This window comes from Bradyrhizobium ottawaense (assembly GCF_002278135.3).
GTDB lineage: Bacteria > Pseudomonadota > Alphaproteobacteria > Rhizobiales > Xanthobacteraceae > Bradyrhizobium > Bradyrhizobium ottawaense.
Genome location: NZ_CP029425.2, coordinates 4,440,349 through 4,460,252, shown reverse-complemented (window position 1 = coordinate 4,460,252; position 19,904 = coordinate 4,440,349). Strand labels below are relative to the sequence as shown.

11 protein-coding genes and 1 pseudogene are annotated in these 19,904 nt (G+C 63.9%); 9 read left to right on the top strand and 3 right to left on the bottom strand.

Translation table 11 applies throughout. The annotated features are described in order from the left end of the window. Positions 1-44 precede the first annotated feature (44 nt). Positions 45-950 (top strand): DMT family transporter, encoded by a 906-nt coding sequence (locus tag CIT37_RS21285; RefSeq protein ID WP_028144718.1) that lies wholly within the window; start codon positions 45-47, stop codon positions 948-950. Between the two features lie 17 nt (positions 951-967). Here CIT37_RS21285 and CIT37_RS21280 read toward each other — a convergent pair whose 3' ends face one another. Both CIT37_RS21280 and metC read right to left on the bottom strand, forming a co-directional pair. Continuing rightward, the gene (locus CIT37_RS21280) at positions 968-2,659 is read right to left on the bottom strand and encodes a Na/Pi cotransporter family protein (RefSeq protein ID WP_028144717.1); all 1,692 of its coding nucleotides are present in this window, start codon (positions 2,657-2,659) and stop codon (positions 968-970) included. A 178-nt stretch (positions 2,660-2,837) separates the two neighbouring features. After that, complete coding sequence (gene metC / locus CIT37_RS21275) at positions 2,838-4,022, bottom strand: cystathionine beta-lyase (RefSeq protein WP_028144716.1); 1,185 nt, start codon at positions 4,020-4,022, stop codon at positions 2,838-2,840. A 388-nt stretch (positions 4,023-4,410) separates the two neighbouring features. On the opposite strand from metC, the gene CIT37_RS21270 reads away from it, so the two are divergent. The 8 genes and pseudogenes from CIT37_RS21270 (at position 4,411) to CIT37_RS21235 (ending at position 18,384) form a co-directional block, all read left to right on the top strand. Further along, complete coding sequence (locus tag CIT37_RS21270) at positions 4,411-5,427, top strand: amino acid ABC transporter substrate-binding protein (protein WP_028144715.1); 1,017 nt, start codon at positions 4,411-4,413, stop codon at positions 5,425-5,427. 24 nt (positions 5,428-5,451) lie between these two features. Continuing rightward, positions 5,452-6,657, top strand: coding sequence for an amino acid ABC transporter permease (locus CIT37_RS21265; RefSeq protein WP_028144714.1), 1,206 nt, complete (start codon positions 5,452-5,454; stop codon positions 6,655-6,657). Further along, positions 6,654-8,174, top strand: a complete 1,521-nt coding sequence (locus CIT37_RS21260; RefSeq protein ID WP_095424179.1) for an amino acid ABC transporter permease — start codon at positions 6,654-6,656, stop codon at positions 8,172-8,174. Before CIT37_RS21265 ends, CIT37_RS21260 begins: the two co-directional genes overlap by 4 nt. 11 nt (positions 8,175-8,185) lie before the next feature. Continuing rightward, on the top strand, positions 8,186-8,923 hold the full coding sequence (locus CIT37_RS21255) for an amino acid ABC transporter ATP-binding protein (RefSeq protein WP_094974216.1): 738 nt from the start codon (positions 8,186-8,188) through the stop codon (positions 8,921-8,923). Between the two features lie 101 nt (positions 8,924-9,024). Beyond that, on the top strand, positions 9,025-11,265 hold the full coding sequence (locus tag CIT37_RS21250) for an O-linked N-acetylglucosamine transferase, SPINDLY family protein (protein WP_161966453.1): 2,241 nt from the start codon (positions 9,025-9,027) through the stop codon (positions 11,263-11,265). A 113-nt stretch (positions 11,266-11,378) separates the two neighbouring features. After that, on the top strand, positions 11,379-13,652 hold the full coding sequence (locus CIT37_RS21245; RefSeq protein WP_038970277.1) for an O-linked N-acetylglucosamine transferase, SPINDLY family protein: 2,274 nt from the start codon (positions 11,379-11,381) through the stop codon (positions 13,650-13,652). Positions 13,653-13,768: 116 nt separating this feature from the next. Then, a pseudogene (locus tag CIT37_RS21240) lies at positions 13,769-16,033 on the top strand (O-linked N-acetylglucosamine transferase, SPINDLY family protein). Between the two features lie 110 nt (positions 16,034-16,143). After that, positions 16,144-18,384 (top strand): O-linked N-acetylglucosamine transferase, SPINDLY family protein, encoded by a 2,241-nt coding sequence (locus tag CIT37_RS21235; protein WP_161966452.1) that lies wholly within the window; start codon positions 16,144-16,146, stop codon positions 18,382-18,384. Positions 18,385-18,445: 61 nt separating this feature from the next. On the opposite strand, the gene CIT37_RS21230 is transcribed toward CIT37_RS21235, so the two are convergent. Then, positions 18,446-19,480 carry a cysteine synthase A gene (locus tag CIT37_RS21230; RefSeq protein ID WP_095424178.1) on the bottom strand — a complete coding sequence of 345 codons (1,035 nt, stop codon included), beginning with the start codon at positions 19,478-19,480 and terminating at the stop codon, positions 18,446-18,448. Positions 19,481-19,904: the final 424 nt, after the last annotated feature.

Sequence of the window (19,904 nt, the reverse complement as noted above, 5' to 3'; positions counted from 1 at the left end):
CGACGTGACGATATTTGGACCGTTTGGTCGTGAAAGGACATGCCATGTCTGCCATCCAGATCGTCTGCGCGGTGGCGGTTCCCTTGCTCTGGGGGTATCAATTCGTGGTCATCAAGGTGGGCGTTGCGGAGTTTCCGCCGCTTTTCTTCCTCGCGCTGCGCTTCCTGGCGATCGCGCTGCTGCTCGTTCCGTTCGTCGAAAGGCCCACGCGTCAGCAGCTCGGACCTGTTGCAGCCATTTCGCTTTTCCTTGGCGGATTGAACTTCGGGCTCTTCTACGTTGGTCTCGGGCTCGGCTCGGGAAGCATGTCGGCCGTCGCATATCAACTCGCCGCGCCCTTCACCGTCCTGCTCGCCTGGCCACTGCTCGCGGAGAGGCCGTCTCTCGCCACGTCGGCCGGCGTGGTGCTGGCATTCGTCGGGGTGGTTGTGTTGGCAGCGGGGCCAGGCCTGACGGCAAATGCGCTTCCCTTGCTGCTCGTGGTCGGGGCAGCCTTCGCATTTGCGGTGTCCAACGTCTTGACGAAGCGCTACGGCCCCTTCGATCCCTTGATGTTGATCGGCTGGTCGTCCCTGCTCACGGTCCCGCAGGTCGTGTTGATGTCGTTGCTGCTGGAATCCGGACAAATGGCAAGCCTTGTCACGGCGGACGAACGGGGCTGGCTGGCGCTCGCCTATACGATCTTCATCGGAGGAATTGTTGGGTTTAGCCTTTGGTTCTGGCTGATCGCCCGTTGCTCGATGGTGCGGGTCGCGCCCTTCGGTCTGTTGCTTCCGGTGTTCGCATTGATTTCAAGCATTCTGTTCCTCGACGAACGCTTGAGCCCAAAGCTGATCGTTGGCGGGATACTCGCGATCTCAGGCGTCGCCCTGACACAGGTGCCTGCGCGCTCGACAGGTTTGACCGCTCGACCTCGTGTCGTGTCGACTTCCCGGATTGGTCCGTCGTGACATTCCCACCCGGCCTTCTAACGCGGTAGCACCGAGGCCGCGCCTGAGGCTGGCAGGGCCGCTGTCTCCGCCTCGGTCCTGCGATAAGGCACGCCGGCCGCGTCGAGCACGGGATAGGCGACCGAGCAGATGTGCGAGTGGATACGCCTGAGGTCGCGCAGCACGTCCAGATGCAGCGAGGTCGTCTCGATGGTCTCGGGGCGGCCCTCGCGCAGGCGGTCGAGGTGGCGCTCGACTGCGGCAAGCTCGGTGTTGCGCAGTGCAGTTTTCTCCACCAGCAGCTTGCGCGCCTCGTTGGCGTCGCCGGACATGAAGACGCCGAAGGCGATCCGCAGCGAGTCCATGGTGCGCTTGTGGAAGGCGGCGAGCTCGTCGGCCCCTTCCGCCGAGAACTGGAAGCGCCGCTTGATCTTCTTGGTGGCGAGCTCGCTCAGGCTCTTGTCGATGATGTCGCCGATATGTTCGAGGTTGATGGCGAAGGAGATGATCTCCATCGCGCGCCGCCCTTCGCTCTCGTCGAGGCTGCCCCGCATCAGCTTGGTCACGTAGAGCTTGATGGCCTCGTCGAGACCGTCGACGAAATTGTCCATCTTGGAGACCTGGTCGACCAGCGCACGGTCGCCGGTCATCATCGCCGCCATCACCTTCCGCAGCATGACCTCGACGAGATCTCCCATCCGCAACGTCTCGCGAGCGGCGTCGGCGAGCGCCAGTGATGGCGTCTCCAGCGCAGTCTCGTCGAGATAGCGCGGGCGGGCCGGATCGGCCTCCTGCACGCGATCCGGCAGAAGGCGTGTCAACAGGCGCGACATGGTGTCGAGCAGGCCGATGAAGACGACGGCCGTGCCGACATTGAAGGTGATGTGGAAAGCCGCCGTCATCTTGGCCAGATCAGGCTGCCAGGCGTGCATGTGCTCGGCGATCGTGCCGAGGAAGGGCAGGACGAGCGCAATCCCGATCACGCGGTTGACGAGATTGCCGACCGGCAGGCGGTAGCTCGCGGGATCGTCACGCCTGGCGCCCTCGAACACGGGATTGATGGCACTGCCGAGATTGGCCCCGAGCACCAGCGCCAGCGCCGCGTAGGGCGTGATGAACTGCGAATAGGCCAGCGACATGATCAGCAGCACGCTGGCGACGCTTGAATGCACGGCCCAGGTGACAAGGGCGGCGATGATGATGCACAATATGGGATCGCCCGTGATGGCCGACATCACGATGCGGACGCCCGGTGCGTTCTCCGCCGGCGCCAGCGTGTCGAGCAGGATATGCAGCGAGAGCAGCATCAGGCCAAGGCCGATGCAGACGCGGCCGATGTCCTTGATCCGCGATCGCGGGCCGGAGCGGAAGGCGACGAGGCCAAGCACGAACAGGACCGGCGCGACGGCTGCGATGTTGAACGACAGCACCTGCACGATCAGCGTCGTGCCGACATTGGCCCCGAGCATGATGGCAAGCGCCGCGGCAAGGCTGACGAGCCCCTCGGCTGCGAACGAGCTCGTGATCAGGGCGGTCGCGGTGCTGCTCTGGAGCAGCGCGGTGAGGCCGAGGCCGGCGGCGAAAGCGCTGCCGCGGTTGCTCAGCGCCTTGCCGAGCAGCCGCCTGAGGTCAGGACCGAAGGCGCGCAAGATCCCGCTGTGGACCATGTGCAGGCCCCACAGCAACAGCGCAACGCCGCCCATCAGATCGAGCAGAACCAACGTTCCCATGCTCCGTGTCCGGATTGGAGTCGATTTGTGAGGCTAGCGCCAAATGCTTGAGGTTCAAACCTTTTGTTGGCGCGTCGGCGTTAACGTTTACGCCAGCTGCACGTTCCCACGGCGCGCATTGCGCGTCCGTCGCGGCGCGCGTTGGCGCGTCCGCGGTCGAGATGCCTTGTGAGCAGGCTCACATTGCCGCTTTGAGGGCAGCGAAGCCGCGGTCGAGATCGGCCTTGAGGTCGTCGACGCTCTCGAGGCCAATGTGGAGACGCAGCGTCGGGCCGCCCGGCGACCACTTGGTCGCGGTGCGATAGGCGTCGCAGTCGAAGGGAATTGCAAGGCTCTCGAAGCCGCCCCAGGAGAAGCCCATGCCGAACAGTTTGAGCGTGTTGAGCATGGTGTCGACGGCCTTCTGCGGGGCCGGCTTCAGCACGATGCTGAACAGGCCGGAGGCGCCGGTGAAGTCCCGCTTCCAGATCGCGTGACCGGGATCGGTCTCCAAGCCGGGATGCAGCACGCGCGCGACCTCGGGTCTAGCAGCGAGCCAACGCGCCATGTCGAGCCCGGAGCGGTGATGCTGTGCCAGCCGCACCGACAGCGTGCGCAGGCCGCGCAGCGCCAGGAAGACGTCGTCGGGTCCGGCGCAGACGCCGAGCAGGCGGATGCCTTCAGTGACCATCGGCCACGCCTTGGCGTTGGCCGAGATCGTGCCGAACATGATGTCGGAATGGCCGCCGATATATTTGGTGGCGGCCTGCATGCTGATGTCGACGCCCTGTTCGAGCGAGCGGTGATAGAGCGGCGTCGCCCAGGTATTGTCGTCGATGACGAGCGCGCCGTGCCCATGCGTGACCTCGGCGATGGCGCGAATGTCCGGCATCTCGAACGATTGCGAGCCCGGGGCCTCCACCAGAACGGCCCGGGTGTTGGGCTTGAACAGCTTGTCGATGCCGGCGCCGATCATCGGATCGAAATAGGTGGTCTCGACGCCAAGGCGGGTGAGCATGCCGTTGCAGAAATTGCGCGAGGGCCGATAGACGTTGTCGCAGACCAGGAGATGGTCTCCGGCCTTGAGCACCGAGAGCAGGGTGGTCGAGATCGCCGACAGCCCGGACGGGACGATGCCGACGCCGGCGCATTGTGGTCCCTCCAGCGCCATCAGCGTCTCCTGGAACGCCTTGGTGGTAGGGGAACCGTGGCGGCCATACGTGAACTCGCCGCGATGGGCGTGCAGGTCCTCCGCAGTCGGGTAGAGCACGGTCGAGCCGTGAAAGACCGGCGGATTGACGAACCCCTTCTGCGCCTTGGTGTCGCGGCCGGAGGTGACCAGCCGGGTCTCGGCCTGCTGCTCTTGGGGGTGCGAGGAATCCATGCGTCTGCTTTCAAAACCGCGTTTCCGCTCGGGCTTGGCGCCTGACGGGCTGGCCGAAAGGCCGCTGTCGTTAATAACAGAACACAGAAGAGTCCCGTCAACCCCTTGACCCGGCACGCCAGTCGTTCTGTGATGCGCAGGTGCTATTCAGTCGCCGCATGTTGAGGGGCCTGCCGCGACCTTCGATCCATCGTCTGACCGGACCTTGTGTCACAGCCATATCGGCCGGCGCTGCGGCGGGGATTAAGGTATGGCCTTTCGGGATCGGCGGGTGTTCGGCAAGGTTTTCCAGCATGACTCTTGCAGGGCTGGCCTTGATACGCCTGGCCCTGGCAGGGATGATCCTGAGACAACGTTCCTTGATACGACTTTGAAAGGCCCAAAGCCCATGAAACGCGTAACCCTGGCTCTCACCCTTGCTCTCGCCGCCGGCCTCTCCGCCCAGGCCGCCGATGCGCAAACGCTCAAGACGGTCAAGGACCGGGGCATGCTGTCCTGCGGCGTCAGCCAGGGCCTGCCGGGATTCTCCTCGCCCGACGACAAGGGCAATTGGACCGGCCTCGACGTCGACGTCTGCAAGGCGATCGCCGGGGCGATCTTCAACGATGCGACCAAGGTCAAATACGTGCCGCTGTCCGCCAAGGACCGCTTCACCGCGCTGCAATCCGGCGAAATCGACGTGCTCTCGCGCAACACCACCTGGACCATCTCGCGTGATACCTCGCTCGGCGCCAATTTTACCGGCGTGACCTATTATGACGGGCAGGGCTTCATGGTGAAGAAGTCGCTCAAGGTGAATTCGGCGCTCGAGCTCAACAGCGCCTCGGTCTGCGTGCAGACCGGCACTACCACCGAGCAGAATCTGGCCGACTACTTCAAGGCCAATAACATGAAGTACGAGGTGATCGCGTTCGGCACCAACGACGAAACGGTCAAGGCCTATGAGGCCGGACGCTGCGACGTCTTCACCACCGATCAGTCGGGCCTGTACGCCAATCGCCTGAAGCTTGCCAATCCCAACGACCACATGGTGCTTCCCGAAATCATCTCGAAGGAGCCGCTCGGCCCCATGGTGCGCCACGGCGACGATCAGTGGTTCGACATCGTGAAGTGGACGCTGTTCGCGATGGTCACCGCCGAAGAGCTTGGCGTGAGCTCGAAGAACGTAGACGAGAAAGCAAAGCTGGAAAATCCCGAGTTGAAGCGCGTCCTCGGCACCGACGGCAATTTCGGCGAACAGCTCGGCCTGACCAAGGACTGGGTGGTGCGGATCGTGAAGGCGGTCGGCAATTACGGCGAGGTGTTCGATCGCAATGTCGGCGCGGGCTCGCCGCTCGCCATCAATCGCGGTCTCAACAATCTCTGGAACAAGGGCGGTCTTCAGTACGCGCCGCCGATCCGCTGATCATCCTGATCCGCTGGCTGCGGCATGAGCACCGAGGCCCGAAAACCGCCACCCCAGATCGCGCTGAAGATCAGGCGCGTTCTGGGTGGCAAGGCAGGCTGGAACGGCGTTGCCGTCCAGTTTGCCTTCGCGGCGATCCTGGGCTGGATCGGCTATGAGATCGTCTCCAATGCCCGCGCCAACCTCGAAAACCAGCACATTGCCGCCGGCTTCGGCTTCCTCAGGAATAATGCCGGCTTCGACGTCAACCAGACCCTGATCTCCTATACCGGCTCGGACACGTTCCTGCGCGTGTTCGTGGTCGGGCTCCTGAACACGCTCGTGGTCTCGGTGGTGGGCATCGTCTTCGCCACCTTGATCGGCTTCATCGTCGCGCTGTGCCGGCTGTCACCCAATTGGCTGTTGTCCCGCGTCGGCGAGATCTATGTCGAGCTCATCCGCAACCTGCCGCTGCTGTTCCAGATCCTGTTCTGGTACCTCGCGGTGCTGGCGGCCTTGCCCAATCCGCGGCAGAGCATCTCGCTGCTCGGCGTTGCCTTCATCAGCAATCGGGGCCTCGTCATTCCAAGCCCGGTCGGCGGAAGCGGCCTGGAGCCATTTCTGGCGATGCTGGCGCTCGGTATCGTCGCGTCCCTGGCCTTGCGCTTCTATGCGCGGCGCGCGCTGTTTCAGGAAGGGCGGATGATCCGGATCTGGCCCACTGTGCTTGGCCTGCTGTTCGGCCTGCCGCTCGCCACGATATTGGTGTTCGGTCTGCCCTTTACCTTCGAGCTGCCGCAGCTGAAGGGCTTCAATTTCGCCGGCGGATCGCGGATCATTCCGGAGTTCGTGGCGCTGACGCTGGCGCTGTCGACCTATACCGCCGCCTTCATCGCCGAGATCGTGCGCGCCGGAATCCTGTCGGTCCACAAGGGGCAGATGGAGGCGGGGGCCTCGCTCGGCCTCAGCCGCGGCACCACGCTCCGGCTGGTCGTCGTGCCTCAGGCCATGCGCGTCATCGTGCCGCCGCTGACCAACCAGTACCTCAATCTCACCAAGAACTCGTCGCTGGCGGTCGCGATCGGCTATCCTGACCTCGTCTCGGTGTTCGCCGGCACGTCGCTGAGCCAGACCGGGCAGGCGATCGAGATCATCGCGATGACCATGGGCATCTATCTCCTGATCTCGCTGCTCACCAGCGCGATCATGAGCGTCTACGGGTGGCGCGTCAGCCGGAGTCTGGGCGCATGAGCGATATCGCCTCGAGCAGCTTCGTCCGCCGGGACCTGCTCACCGAACGTCCCGCGCCTGTGAAGACCACGGGCTTTGTCGGGCTGATGCGCACGCGCCTGTTCAACTCGCCGACCAACATCCTGCTCACGATCGTTGGCGCCTTGCTGTTGTGGTTCACCATCGTTCCCTCGGTCAGGTTCCTGATGGTCGATGCGGTCTGGAGCGGCAAGGACCGCACGGCATGCCTCGCGGAGAACGCCGGCTTTGCGGTCGGCGCCTGCTGGCCCTACATCCAGGCCAAGCTGCCGCAATTGATCTACGGTTTTTATCCCGAGGCCGAGCGCTGGCGGGTCAACCTCACCTTCATTCTTGCGGTGGCCCTGCTGGTGCCGCTGCTCGTGCCCCGTCTGCCGGCGAAGGGGCTCAACGCCAGTCTGTTCTTCTTCGCATTTCCTGTGGTCGCGTTCTTTCTGCTGCACGGTGGCGGCATCAAGGGCTTTGGTCTCAGCTGGACCGCCGGCCTGCTGGAATTGTTCGGCGACAGCATCATCGGCGCCGGGCAGGCCGTGCTCGGTCTCAGCAAGACATCCGCCGCCGCGCCGTTGTTGTGGTTGGTCGGGAATTTTATCGTGCTGGTCGGCACGGCGATCTCCTGGCTGATCCTTCCGCTGACCTGGCTGCGCGATCAGATCCAGGGCGCGGGTCAGTCGATCTGGGCCGATTTCGCCGTCACCACCGCGGTCGTGTCGTTGATCGCCTTCGGTCTCGGCGGCGGCTTGCGCACCGGCTGGCGCGCTCTGGCCTCGAGCATCGTTGCCTTCGGTGCCATCGCTATCGTGATCAAGCTGATGGGGCTCGATCGCGGTGGACTGCCGGTCGTGACGACGAATTTGTGGGGCGGCCTTCTGGTGACGCTGGTGGTCTCCGTCACCGGCATCGTCACCTCGCTGCCGATCGGCATCGCGCTGGCGCTCGGCCGCCGCTCCACCATTCCCTTGATCCGGATCTTCTCGATCGCCTTCATCGAGTTCTGGCGCGGCGTGCCGCTGATCACCGTGCTGTTCTTCGCCACCTACATGCTGCCGCTGTTCCTGCCCGGCAATTTCACCGTCGACGGCCTCGTCCGCGCGCTGATCGGCATCGCGCTGTTCACGGGCGCCTATCAGGCCGAGAACGTCCGCGGCGGGCTCGCCGCGATCCCGCGCGGGCAGGGCGAGGCCGCCGCGGCCCTCGGCCTGTCCTGGTGGAAGACGACCTCGCTGATCGTGCTGCCGCAGGCGCTGCGTCACGTCATTCCGAACCTCGTCAACAGCTTCATCTCGCTGTTCAAGGACACCTCGCTGGTCTCGATCGTGGCGCTGTTCGATCTGCTCGGCTCGCTCAGGGCCTCGTTCTCGGACCCGAAATGGTCAACGCCTTCGACCGCGTTCACCGGCTTCGCCTTCGCCGGGATCATCTACTTCATCTTCTGCTTTGGAATGTCGCGCTACTCGCTGTTCGTCGAGCACCGCCTCAACGCCCACCGTCGCAACTGATCGAGGTCACCATGTCCGACCCCATCGTCAAGATTTCCGGCCTCAACAAATGGTACGGCGACTTCCACGTGCTGCGCGACATCGACCTCGCGGTCGAGAAGGGAGAGCGCATCGTGATCTGCGGACCCTCGGGCTCCGGCAAGTCGACCCTGATCCGCTGCATCAACGCGCTGGAGGAATTCCAGGAGGGCGAGATCGTCGTCGACGGCATCGCGCTCGGCCCCAACCTCAAGCACGTCGACGCGGTGCGCCGGGAAGTCGGCATGGTGTTCCAGAGCTTCAACCTGTTCCCGCATCTGACCGTGCTGGAGAACTGCACGCTGGCGCCGATCTGGGTGCGCAACATCCCGAAGAAGGACGCCGAGATCAACGCGATGAAGTTCCTGGAGCGGGTCAAGATCCCGCATCAGGCCAACAAGTTTCCGGGTCAGATGTCCGGCGGCCAGCAGCAGCGCGTCGCGATCGCGCGGGCCCTGACCATGAACCCGAAGGTCATGCTGTTCGACGAGCCGACCTCGGCGCTCGATCCGGAGATGGTCAAGGAGGTGCTGGACACCATGGTGGACCTCGCCGAGGAAGGCATGACCATGCTGGTCGTCACCCACGAAATGGGCTTTGCCCGCGAGGTCGCCAACCGCGTGGTCTTCATGGACGCCGGCCAGATCATCGAGGCCAACACGCCGAACGAGTTCTTTGCGGCGCCCCAGCACGCCCGCACGAAGCTGTTCCTGAGCCAGATCCTGCGCTGAGCACTCGCCATCCGGAGCCCGCGCCGGCCTGACTGACCCGCCAGCCTGGCACCATCCGAATCAGCTGTGCCTCTTTCCGGGCCATCTTCCGGAGAGAGACCTTGCAGAGCAGTGTCGGCGCGCGCGCATTCCAGAATGCGCGATTGCAAAAGAAGTTGAGGAAGCAGGCGGACGCCGTCATGTCGCTCGCGGTCGAGGCGCTGCGGCAGGGCCGATTTGCCGAGGCCGAGACGCTCTGCCGCGGCATTGTGGAGGAGGTTCCGGATCATTTCCACGCCACGCACCTGCTCGGCCTGCGCGCGTATGAGGGCGGGCGGCTGGAGGAGGCGCAACGACTGTTCGAACGCGCGGTTGCGCTCGATCCGCGCTCGCCCGATGCCCATGGCAATCTCGGCGCCGTGTATTTCGATCTCCAGAAATTTCAGGACGCCCGCGCATGCCAGGAGAAGGCCATTGCGCTGAAGCCGAATTGTCCGATCACCCTGACCAATCTCGGCAATACGCTCCTGAATGTCGGCCTCGGCGAACAGGCGATCGGGCTGCACGAACGCGCGATCGGGCTGCGGCCCGACTATGCCGATGCATTTTGCAACCGCGGCATGGCAGAGCTGTTGATCGGCCGGTCCGAGCGCGCCAAGGAGAGTTTCGATCGCGCCCTGTCGTTTCAGCCGCGTCATGCGGAAGCGATCGCGGGCAAGGGCATGGTGTGCATCGAGCTCCGGCATTATGAGGAGGCGGAAGCCGCCCTCGCGGCAGGGCTCGCGATCAAGCCGGGTTCACCGCGGATTCTGGCCCAGCGCGGGCGGCTCAATTTCGATCTGCACCGCCTGGAGCAGGCGGCGGCGGACTTCGATGCGGCACTGGCGCAATCGCCGCGGCTCGAGCTCGCGCTGCGTGGCAAGGCGCAAGTCAACCTTCTCTTGGGGAACACGACGCAGGCGATCGCGGCCGTGAAGATCCTGCTCGAGGACAATCCGCGGTCCGATTACGCAATCGTGCTTCTCGGCGCCTGCTATGCGAACCAGGGAGACGTCGCGGCGGCACTCGAGCATCTCGACGCGGCGCTCGAGATCTCACCGGACTATGCGGATGCGATCGCACGCAAGATATTCATCCTGGATTATCTGCCGGAGGCCGATTTCGCGGTCCAGCAGGCGGCGCGAAAATCCTGGTGGGATGCAATCGGCGCCCGACTGCCGCAACGGGCACTGCCGCCCCGGGAACTCGATCCGGACAGGCGGATCGTCGTCGGCTATGTCGCGTCGGAATTCAGGAACCACTCGGCAGCGTTCGCGCTGTTGCCGGTGCTGCGCCATCATGATCACGCCAGGTTCGAGATCGTCTGCTATTCCTGCTGGCCGCTGCAGGATGAGATCACCGAGAGGTTCAAGCCCCTCGCGGACGTCTGGGTCGACGCCGCGCAGCTTTCGGACGACGAGCTCCTCGATCGCATCCAGGCGGACAAGATCGATATCCTGATCGACGTGTCCGGGCATACGGCTGGCAACAGGCTCCCCGTATTTGCCCGCAAGCCGGCCCCGATACAGGTCACGGGTTTCGGACACGCCACGGGCACGGGCCTTCAGACCATGGATTACGTGCTCGCTGATCCAATCTTCATTCCGCACTCGGCGCGCCATTTGCTGGTCGAGAAGGTCCATGATCTGCCCTGCCTGATCACGATCGATCCCATCCTGGACGTGCCGCCCTCGGAGCTTCCCATGCTCCGGAACGGCCATGTGACCTTCGGTGTGTTCAACCGCATCTACAAGATCTCGGATGAGGCGATCCGGGTGTGGTCGAAAGTGATGCGCGAGGCGGCGGGTTCGAAGATCATCATCAAGCACGGGCTGCTCGACGATCCCTTGCTGCGCGACGGCCTGATCGCACGGTTCGCAGCCCAGGGCATTGCCGAAGACAATATCACCTGCCTGGGCTCGACCACGCGCCACGAGCATCTGCTGGCCTTTGCGCAAGTCGACATCTCCCTCGACACCTTCCCGCAAAATGGCGGCATCAGCACCTGGGAATCCCTCTATGCGGGCGTTCCGGTCGTCGCCAAGCTCGGCAACGGCTCTTCGTCGCGCGCCGGCGGCTCGATCGTGGCGGCCGTCGGCCTCGACGACTGGGTCGCCGAGGATGACGACGGCTACGCCGCGATCGCGCGCAAATATGCGGCGCAGCCCGCTCATCTGGCGACGTTGCGGGCGGAACTGCCGGCTCGGATCGCAGCCTCGCCTGCCGGCAACGTCGAACTCTATACGCGTGAGGTCGAGGCGGCCTATCGCCGGTTCTGGCAGGATCATTGTGCCGGCGCCTCGGAACGCGGCGAGGTGGCGTAGTCCGACCTTGCGCCGCCCCCGGGAAATCCCGGAGGCGCTGCTGGTCGGGTGACCGGCCGGCCGGGCCTGCGAATCAGTTAGACTCCTCTGAGGGCATCCTCCGGAGAGACACCTTGCAGAACAGCGGCGGCGGCGCGCGCGCATTCCAGAATGCGCGATTGCAGAAGAAGTTGATGAAGCAGGCCGACGCCGTCATCGCCGCTGCGGCGAACGCCTATGGCCAGGGCCGCTATGCCGAGACCGAGGCGCTGTGCCGCGAAATCCTGAAAGCCCTTCCGGATCACGTCGACGCTGTGCATCTGCTCGGCATGTGCGCCCATGACGGCCGGCGCCTCGAGGAGGCGAAAGAGCTGCTGGAGCGCGTGATTGCGCTCGATCCGCGCCTGCACGATGCCCATAACAACCTCGCAACCGTGCATTTCGACCTCGGCAATTACGAGGAGGCGCGGCGATGCCAGGAGAGGGCGATCGCGCTGAAGCCCAATTTCGCGGTTGCGCTGACCAATCTTGGCAACACGCTGATGCATCTCGGGCTATACGAACAGGCGCTCGAGCTGCACGAGCGCGCCATCAAGATCAAACCGGATTATGCCGACGCACTCTGCAATCGCGGCATGGTCGAGCTCGTGCTTGGGCAGATCATGCGCGCCAAGGAGAGTTTCGATCGGGCCCTGCTGTTTCAGCCGCGTCACGCGGAGGCCATCGTCGGCAGCGGCATGGTCAGCATGGAACTGCGGCATCACGAGGAGGCGGCAGCCAAGCTCGCCATGGCGCTCGCGATCAAGCCCGGCGCGCCGAGGATCCTGGCCCAGCGCGGGCGGCTCAGTTACGAGCTGCAGCGCCTGGAGCCCGCGCTTGCGGACTTCGATGCGGCGCTTGCGATTTCGCCCAAGCTCGAGCTGGCCCTTCGGGGCAAGGCGCAGGTCTGCCTCGTCATGGGACGGACCGCGCAGGCGATGGCGGCGGCGACGACCTTGATCGAGCGAAATCCGCGCTCCGAGATGGGGTTGGCGCTGCTGGGCTTCGCCTATTCCAACCAGGGAGACATGGACTCCGCGATCCAATATCTCGATCGCGCGCTTGCGCTCCGACCGGATTATGGAGACGCGATCAGGGGCAAGATCTTCTTGCTGGACTACCTCGCGGACGCCGATTTCGCGGTCCAGCAGGCGGTGCGCAAGTCCTGGTGGGATGCGATCGGCTCGAAGATACCGCAAAGGACGCTGCCGAAGCGGCCGCTCGATCCGGACAAGCGGATCGTGGTCGGCTACGTCGCCGCCGAATTCCGGCAGCATTCGGCGGGACTTACCCTGCTGCCCGTGCTGCGCAACCACGATCACGCCAAGTTTGAGATCATCTGCTATTATTCCTGGCCGGGAGCGGACGAGTACACCGCCAAGTTCAAGTCAATGGCGGACGTCTGGGTCGACGCCTGGCAGATGTCGGACGACGAGCTCGCCGATCGTATTCAGGCCGACAACGTCGACATTCTGATCGACGTTTCCGGCCACACGACCGGCAACAGGCTGCAGGCCTTCGCGCGGAAGCCGGCTCCGATCCAGGCCACGGGATTCGGACACGCGACGGGCACGGGCATGCCGACCATGGACTATGTGCTCGCGGATCCCATCTTCATTCCGCCATCGGCTCGGCATTTGTTTCCGGAAAAGATCTACGATCTGCCGTGCCTGATCACGATGGAGCCAGTCACTAATCTGCAGCCCTCCGAGCTGCCGATGCTCCGCAACGGCTACGTCACCTTCGGCGTGTTCAACCGCATCTACAAGATTTCGGATGATGCGATTCGTGTGTGGTCGCGCATCATGCGGGAGTTGCCGGGATCGAAGATCATCCTCAAGCATGGTTTGCTCGATGATGCCCTGCTGCGCGATAGCCTGATCGCACGCTTCATCGCGCAGGGCATTGCGGAGGAGGACATCACCTGCCTCGGCACCACCTCGCGCGACGACCACCTGATGGCCTTCGACAAGATCGATATTTCGCTCGACACGTTCCCGCAGAATGGCGGCATCAGCACCTGGGAATCCCTCTACAAGGGCGTTCCCGTCGTCGCCAAGCTCGGCATTGGAGCCTCTTCGCGTGCCGGCGCCTCCATCGTGGCCGCCGTCGGTCTCGGCGACTGGGTCGCCGAGGATGACGACGGCTATGTCGAGATCGCCCGCAGATTTGCGTCGCAGCCCGAGCATCTGGCGAAGTTGCGCGCGGGATTGCCGGCTCGGATCGCAGCCTCGCCCGCCGGTAATGTCGAGATCTACACGCGCGAGCTCGAAGCGGGTTATCGTCAGTTCTGGCGCGACTATTGTACCGCCGCCGCGGAGAGCGACGAGGCTGCGGCAAGCGGGGCAGACGCACCTGGCGGTTCCTGAGCCGGATCCTGCAGCGAGCCCCGGAATAGCCCGGAAGGATTTCCAGTCCCGCCGACCGGCCGGCCCGGAACGCGAATCAGTTAGACTCGCCGCGGGCCATCTTCCGGAGAGACATCTTGCAGAGCAGCGCCGGCGCGCGCGCATTCCAGAATGCGCGGTTGCAGAAGAAATTGAAGAAGCAGGCCGACGCCATCATCCCTGCCGCGGCGAATGCCTATGGCCAGATATGCGGAGAACGAGGCACTCTGCCGTCAGATCCTGCAGGCCGTTCCGGATCATTTCGACGCTGCGCATCTGCTCGGCCTGAGCGCGCAACACGGCGGGCGCCTGGAGGAGGCGCAACAGCTGCTCGAGCGCGCGATCGCGATCGATCCGCGTTCGCACGAGGCCCATAACAATCTCGCGGCTGTGCACTTGGCCCTTCAAAAATTTGAGGCCGCCCGTGCGTCCCAGGAGAAGGCGATCGCGCTGAAGCCGAATTTTCTGCCGGCCCTGGTGGGCCTCGGCAATACCTTGCTCCAGATGAACCTGCCCGAACAGGCGATCGAAATGTACGATCGCGCCATCAAGCTGAAGCCCGATTATACCGATGCGCTCTGCAATCGTGGTCTGGCCGAGCTGGCGCTGGGCCAGTTTGAGCGCGCCAGGCAAAGCTTCGAGCGTGCTTTGTTGTTTCAACCGCGTCACGCCGAGGCGCTCGTCGGCAAAGGCGTGGTCGGCCTCGAGCTCAAGCATTACGATGACGCGGAAGCTGCTCTCGCAGCGGCGCTCGCAATCAGGCCCGGTTCGGCGAAGATACTGGCGCAACGCGGGCGGCTGAATTACGAGCTGCAGCGCCTGGAGCCGGCGGTTGCCGATTTCGAGGCGGCGCTTGCGATTTCGCCCAAGCTCGAACTGGCTCTCCGGGGCAAGGCACAGGCTTGCCTCGTGATGGGAAAGACAGCGCAGGCGATGGCGGCCGCAGCCGCCCTGATCGAACGAAATCCGCGCTCGGAGACGGGGCTGGCGCTGATGGGCTTTGCTCATTCGAACCAGGGAGAAATGGACGCCGCCATCGAATATCTTGATCGCGCGCTGGCGATCCGGCCGGATTATGAAGATGCGATCCGGGGAAAGATCTTCTTGCAGGACTTCCGCGCCGAGGCCGATTTCGCGGTCCAGCAGGAGGTACGAAGATCCTGGTGGGATCGGATCGGCTCCAGGCTGCCGCAAAGGACGCTGCCGAAGCGGTCGCTCGATCCGGAAAGGCAGATTGTGGTCGGCTATGTCGCTAACGAATTCCGACAACACTCGGCGGGACTCACCTTGCTGCCGGTGCTGCTCATCACGATCACGTCAACTTCAAGATCATCTGCTATTCGTGCTCGCCGTCACGAGACGAGATGACCGCCAAATTCAACTCATTGGCGGACGTCTGGGTCGATGCATGGCAGCTTTCGGATGACGAGCTCGCCGATCGCATCCAGGCCGACAAGGTCGACATCCTGATCGACGTTTCGGGCCACACGACCGGCAACAGGCTGCAGGTCTTCGCGCGGAAGCCGGCCCCGATCCAGGCCACCGGATTCGGACACGCGACGGGCACGGGCATGCAGACCATGGACTATGTGCTCGCGGACCCCGTCTTCATCCCGCAATCGGCACGGCATCTGCTCGCCGAAAAGGTCTTTGACCTGCCGTGTCTCAACACCATCGATCCGATCCTGGACGTGCCGCCTTCGGAGCTTCCCATGCTCCGCAACGGCCATGTCACTTTCGGCGTGTTCAACCGTGTCAACAAGATCTCGGACGAGGCGATCCGCGTTTGGTCGAAAGTGATGCGCGAGGTGGTCGGATCGAAGATCATCATCAAACATACGCTGCTTGACGATCCCATGGTGCGCGATGGCCTTCTTGCGCGACTCGTGAACCAGGGCATCCCAGAAGAGAACATCACCTGCCTGGGCTCGTCAGCGCGCGCGGAACATCTTCAGGCCTTCGCGAGAGTCGATATTTCGCTCGATCCCTTTCCGCAGAATGGCGGCGTCAGCACCTGGGAATCCCTCTATGCGGGGGTTCCTGTCGTGGCCAAGCTCGGTCATGGCGCCTCGTCGCGCGCCGGCGGCGCCATCGTGGCGGCGGTCGGGCTTGACGACTGGGTCGCCGAGGATGACGACGGCTATGTCGAGATCGCCCGCAAATATGCCTCGCAGCCCGAGCATCTCGCGAAGTTGCGCGCGGGCCTGCCGGCTCGGATCGCAGCCTCGGCGGCCGGCAATGTCGATATCTACACGCACAGGGTCGAGGAGGGCTACCGCCAGTTCTGGCGCGACTATTGTGCCGCGGCTGCAGAGTGCGGCGACGCTGTAGCAGGCGAGGCAGACCCACCCAGCGGTTCCTGAGCAGGCAAGTCCTGGGCGAGCCCGGGATATCCCGGAGGGATTTCAGGTTCGGCTGGCCTGCCGCGCGAATCAGCTAGACTCGCCAATGGGCCATCTCCCGGAGAGACACTTTGCAGAGCAGCGCCGGCGCGCGCGCATTCCAGAATGCGCGATTGCAGAAGAAATTGAAGAAGCAGGCGGACGCCATCATCTCCGCCGCGGCGAGCGCTTATGGCCAGGGCAGATATGCGGAGAGCGAAGCGCTCTGCCGCCAGATCGTGCAAGCCGTTCCGGATCATTTTGACGCCACGCATTTGCTCGGCCTCAGCGTGCAACAGGGCGGGCGCCTGGAGGAGGCGCAACAACTGATTGAGCGCGCGATCGCAATCGATCCACGTTCGCACGAGGCGCATCACAATCTCGCCGCTGTCCACCTGTCCCTTCAGAAATTTGAGGCCGCCCGCGCGTGTCAGGAAAGAGCGATCGCGCTGAAGCCGAATTTTCCGCCGGCCCTGGCCGGCCTCGGCAACGCCTTGCTCCAGATGAACCTGCCGGAACAAGCCATCGAACTGTATGACCGCGCCATCGCCTTGAAGCCCGACTACCCCGATGCGCTCTGCAATCGGGGTCTGGCCGAGCTGGCGCTGGGCCGATTTGACCGCGCCAGACAGAGTTTCGAGCGCGCGCTGTTGTTTCAGCCGCGTCACGCCGAAGCCCTCATCGGCAAGGGCGTGGTCGGGATCGAGCTCAAGCATTACGACGAGGCGGAAGCCGCGCTCGCAGCGGCGCTCGCGATCAGGCCAGGTTCGGCAAAGCTCCTCGCGCACCGCGGACGGCTCAGTTTCGCGCTGTCGCGGCCCGAACAGGCAGCTGCGGATTTTGACGCGGCACTGGCGCTTTCACCGAAACTCGAAGTGGCCTTGCGGGGGAAGGCAGAAGTCGCGCTGAGCATGGGAAATACGGCGCAGGCGATTCTGGCCTGCACGGCGTTGCTCGAGGAAAATCCGCGCTCGGCGATCGCCCTGGCGCTGCTGAGCTCCTGCTTTGCCAACCAGGGAGAGATCGCAGCCGCCATCGAACATCTCGACGCCGGTCTGGCAATTGCGCCGGACCAGCCGGACTTGATCGCGCGGAAGATCTACTTTCTCGACTTTCTCTCCGAGGCCGATTTCGCGGTCCAGCAGGCCGCGCGCAAATCCTGGTGGGATGCGATCGGCGCCAGATTGCCACAGAGGAAGCTCGCACCCCGGCAGCTCGATCCCGGCAGGCGGATCGTGGTCGGGTATGTCGCGGCCGAGTTCTGGTACCACTCGGCGGCGTTTGGCCTCTTACCGGTGCTGCGCCACCATGATCACGCCAAGTTCGAGATCGTCTGCTATTCGTGCTCGCCGGTACGAGATGAGATGACAGCCAAGTTCAAGTCGTTGGCGGACGTCTGGGTCGACGCCGCGCAGCTTTCGGACGATGAGCTGGCCGATCGTATCGAGGCCGACAAGGTCGATATCCTGATCGACGTGTCCGGGCATACGACCGGCAACAGGCTTCCGGTCTTCGCCCGCAAGCCGGCCCCGATTCAGGCCACCGGATTCGGACACGCCACAGGCACGGGCCTTCAGACCATGGACTACGTGCTCGCCGATCCGATCTTCATTCCGGAATCGGCCCGTCATCTGCTGGCCGAAAAGGTCTACGATCTGCCGTGCCTGATCACGATCGATCCGATCCTGGATGTGCCCGCTTCGGAGCTTCCCATGCTCCGCAACGGCCATGTGACTTTCGGCGTGTTCAACCGCGTCAACAAGATCTCGGACGAGGCGATCCGCGTTTGGTCGAAAGTGATGCGCGAGGTGGTCGGATCGAAGATCATCATCAAACATACGCTGCTTGACGATTCTCTGGTACGCGATGGCCTTCTTGCGCGACTCGTGAACCAGGGCATCCCAGAAGAGAACATCACCTGCCTGGGCTCGTCAGCGCGCGCGGAACATCTTCAGGCCTTCGCGAGAGTCGATATTTCGCTCGATCCATTTCCGCAGAATGGCGGCGTCAGCACCTGGGAATCCCTTTATGCGGGCGTTCCAGTCGTGGCCAAGCTCGGCCACGGCGCCTCCTCGCGCGCCGGCGGTGCCATCGTGGCGGCGGTCGGGCTTGACGACTGGGTCGCCGAGGATGACGACGGCTATGTCGAGATCGCCCGCAAATTTGCCTCGCAGCCCGAGTATCTCGCGAAATTGCGCGCGGGCCTGCCGGCTCAGATCGCAGCCTCGGCGGCCGGCAATGTCGCGATCTACACGCGCAGGGTCGAGGAGGGCTACCGCCAGTTCTGGCGCGACTATTGTGCCGCGGCCTCGGAACGCGGCGAGGTCGCGTAAACCGGCCGAACGGCGCTGACGTTGTGGACCCGCGTCCCCGACCCGAGGGGGCGCGTGACGGTCACACGAAGGGTGGCTTGATGTTGCTGCGCTTCTCCAACCATTCCGGCACCGGCAGGTTCTTGGCGCGCATGAAGTCGGCGTTGAACAGCTTCGACTGATAACGGCTGCCGGAATCGCACAGCACGGTGACGATGGTCTTGCCGGGCCCGAGCTGCTTGGCGAGGCGTATGGCGCCCACGATGTTGACACCGGTCGAGCCGCCGAGGCACAGGCCCTCGTGCTGCAGCAGCTCGTAGATCACGCCGACGGCTTCGGCATCGGGAATGAGATAGGCATCATCGACCTTCGCGGTCTCGACGATGGCGGTTGCGCGGTTGAGGCCGATGCCTTCGGTGATCGAGCCACCTGGCGTCGCCTTGGGATCGCCGGTCCTGAAGTATTCATACATGCCGGCGCCGTGCGGATCGGCGCATGCGATCCGCACGTTCTTGTTCTTCTCTTTCAAGTAACGGCTGACACCAGCCAGCGTGCCCCCGCTGCCGACCGAGCAGACGAAGCCGTCGACCTTACCGCCGGTCTGCTCCCAGATTTCGGGGCCCGTGGACTCGTAATGCGCCTTGGCATTGTCGAGGTTGTTCCACTGATCGGCGAACAGCACGCCGTTCGGCTCGGTCTTGCGCAGCTCGTCAGCAAGACGGCGACCGACATGCTGGTAGTTGTTGGGATTGGCGTAGGGCAGGGCCGGCACCTCGATCAGCTCGGCACCGCACAGCTTCAGGAAGTCTTTCTTCTCCTGGCTCTGCGTTTCCGGGATCACGATCAGCGTGCGGTAGCCGCGGGCGCTCGCGACGACCGCAAGGCCAATGCCGGTATTGCCGGCGGTCGCTTCCACCACCAGACCACCGGGCTTGAGCTCGCCGCGCTTCTCGGCCTCCAGGATCATCCATTTGCCGGCGCGATCCTTGACCGACTGGCCGGGATTCATGAACTCGGCCTTGCCGAGAATGGTGCAGCCGGTCAGTTCCGAGGCGCGCTTCAGCTTGATCAGCGGGGTGTTGCCGATGGCTTCGACAACGTCATTTCGAATGGTCATGTCGGGGAAATCGCTACCAAGGGGTTGATCTGGTCGGCCAGAACCTAGTGCTTGGGAGGCCAAAGGGGAAGGCTTTTGCGCTGCGGCGAAACCAGCTGAAACGCCTGTCCAAATAGCGATATTATCGAGAGGCGAGGCCGGCGATGATGCGTTCAGCCACGCGGCGAGATATCGATAGGAGGAAATGGCTGAACTCCGCCAGAGCACGGAGGATGACGGTCGCCACCAGCCGCTTCACGACCGCTTTTTTCCAAGGGTGCGATGAGCCGAAACCCGAGGGACGTGGATGGTCTGGATGGCCGAAATCATATCTGCACGAGGGATGGCTCCCTTTCGGGAATTGAAGGCCAGGCGAGATGGAGCGGCCGGAGCGCACGACTGAACCGACGCCGCGGGGGCTGGTGCGGTCGGATGGAAAGGCTCA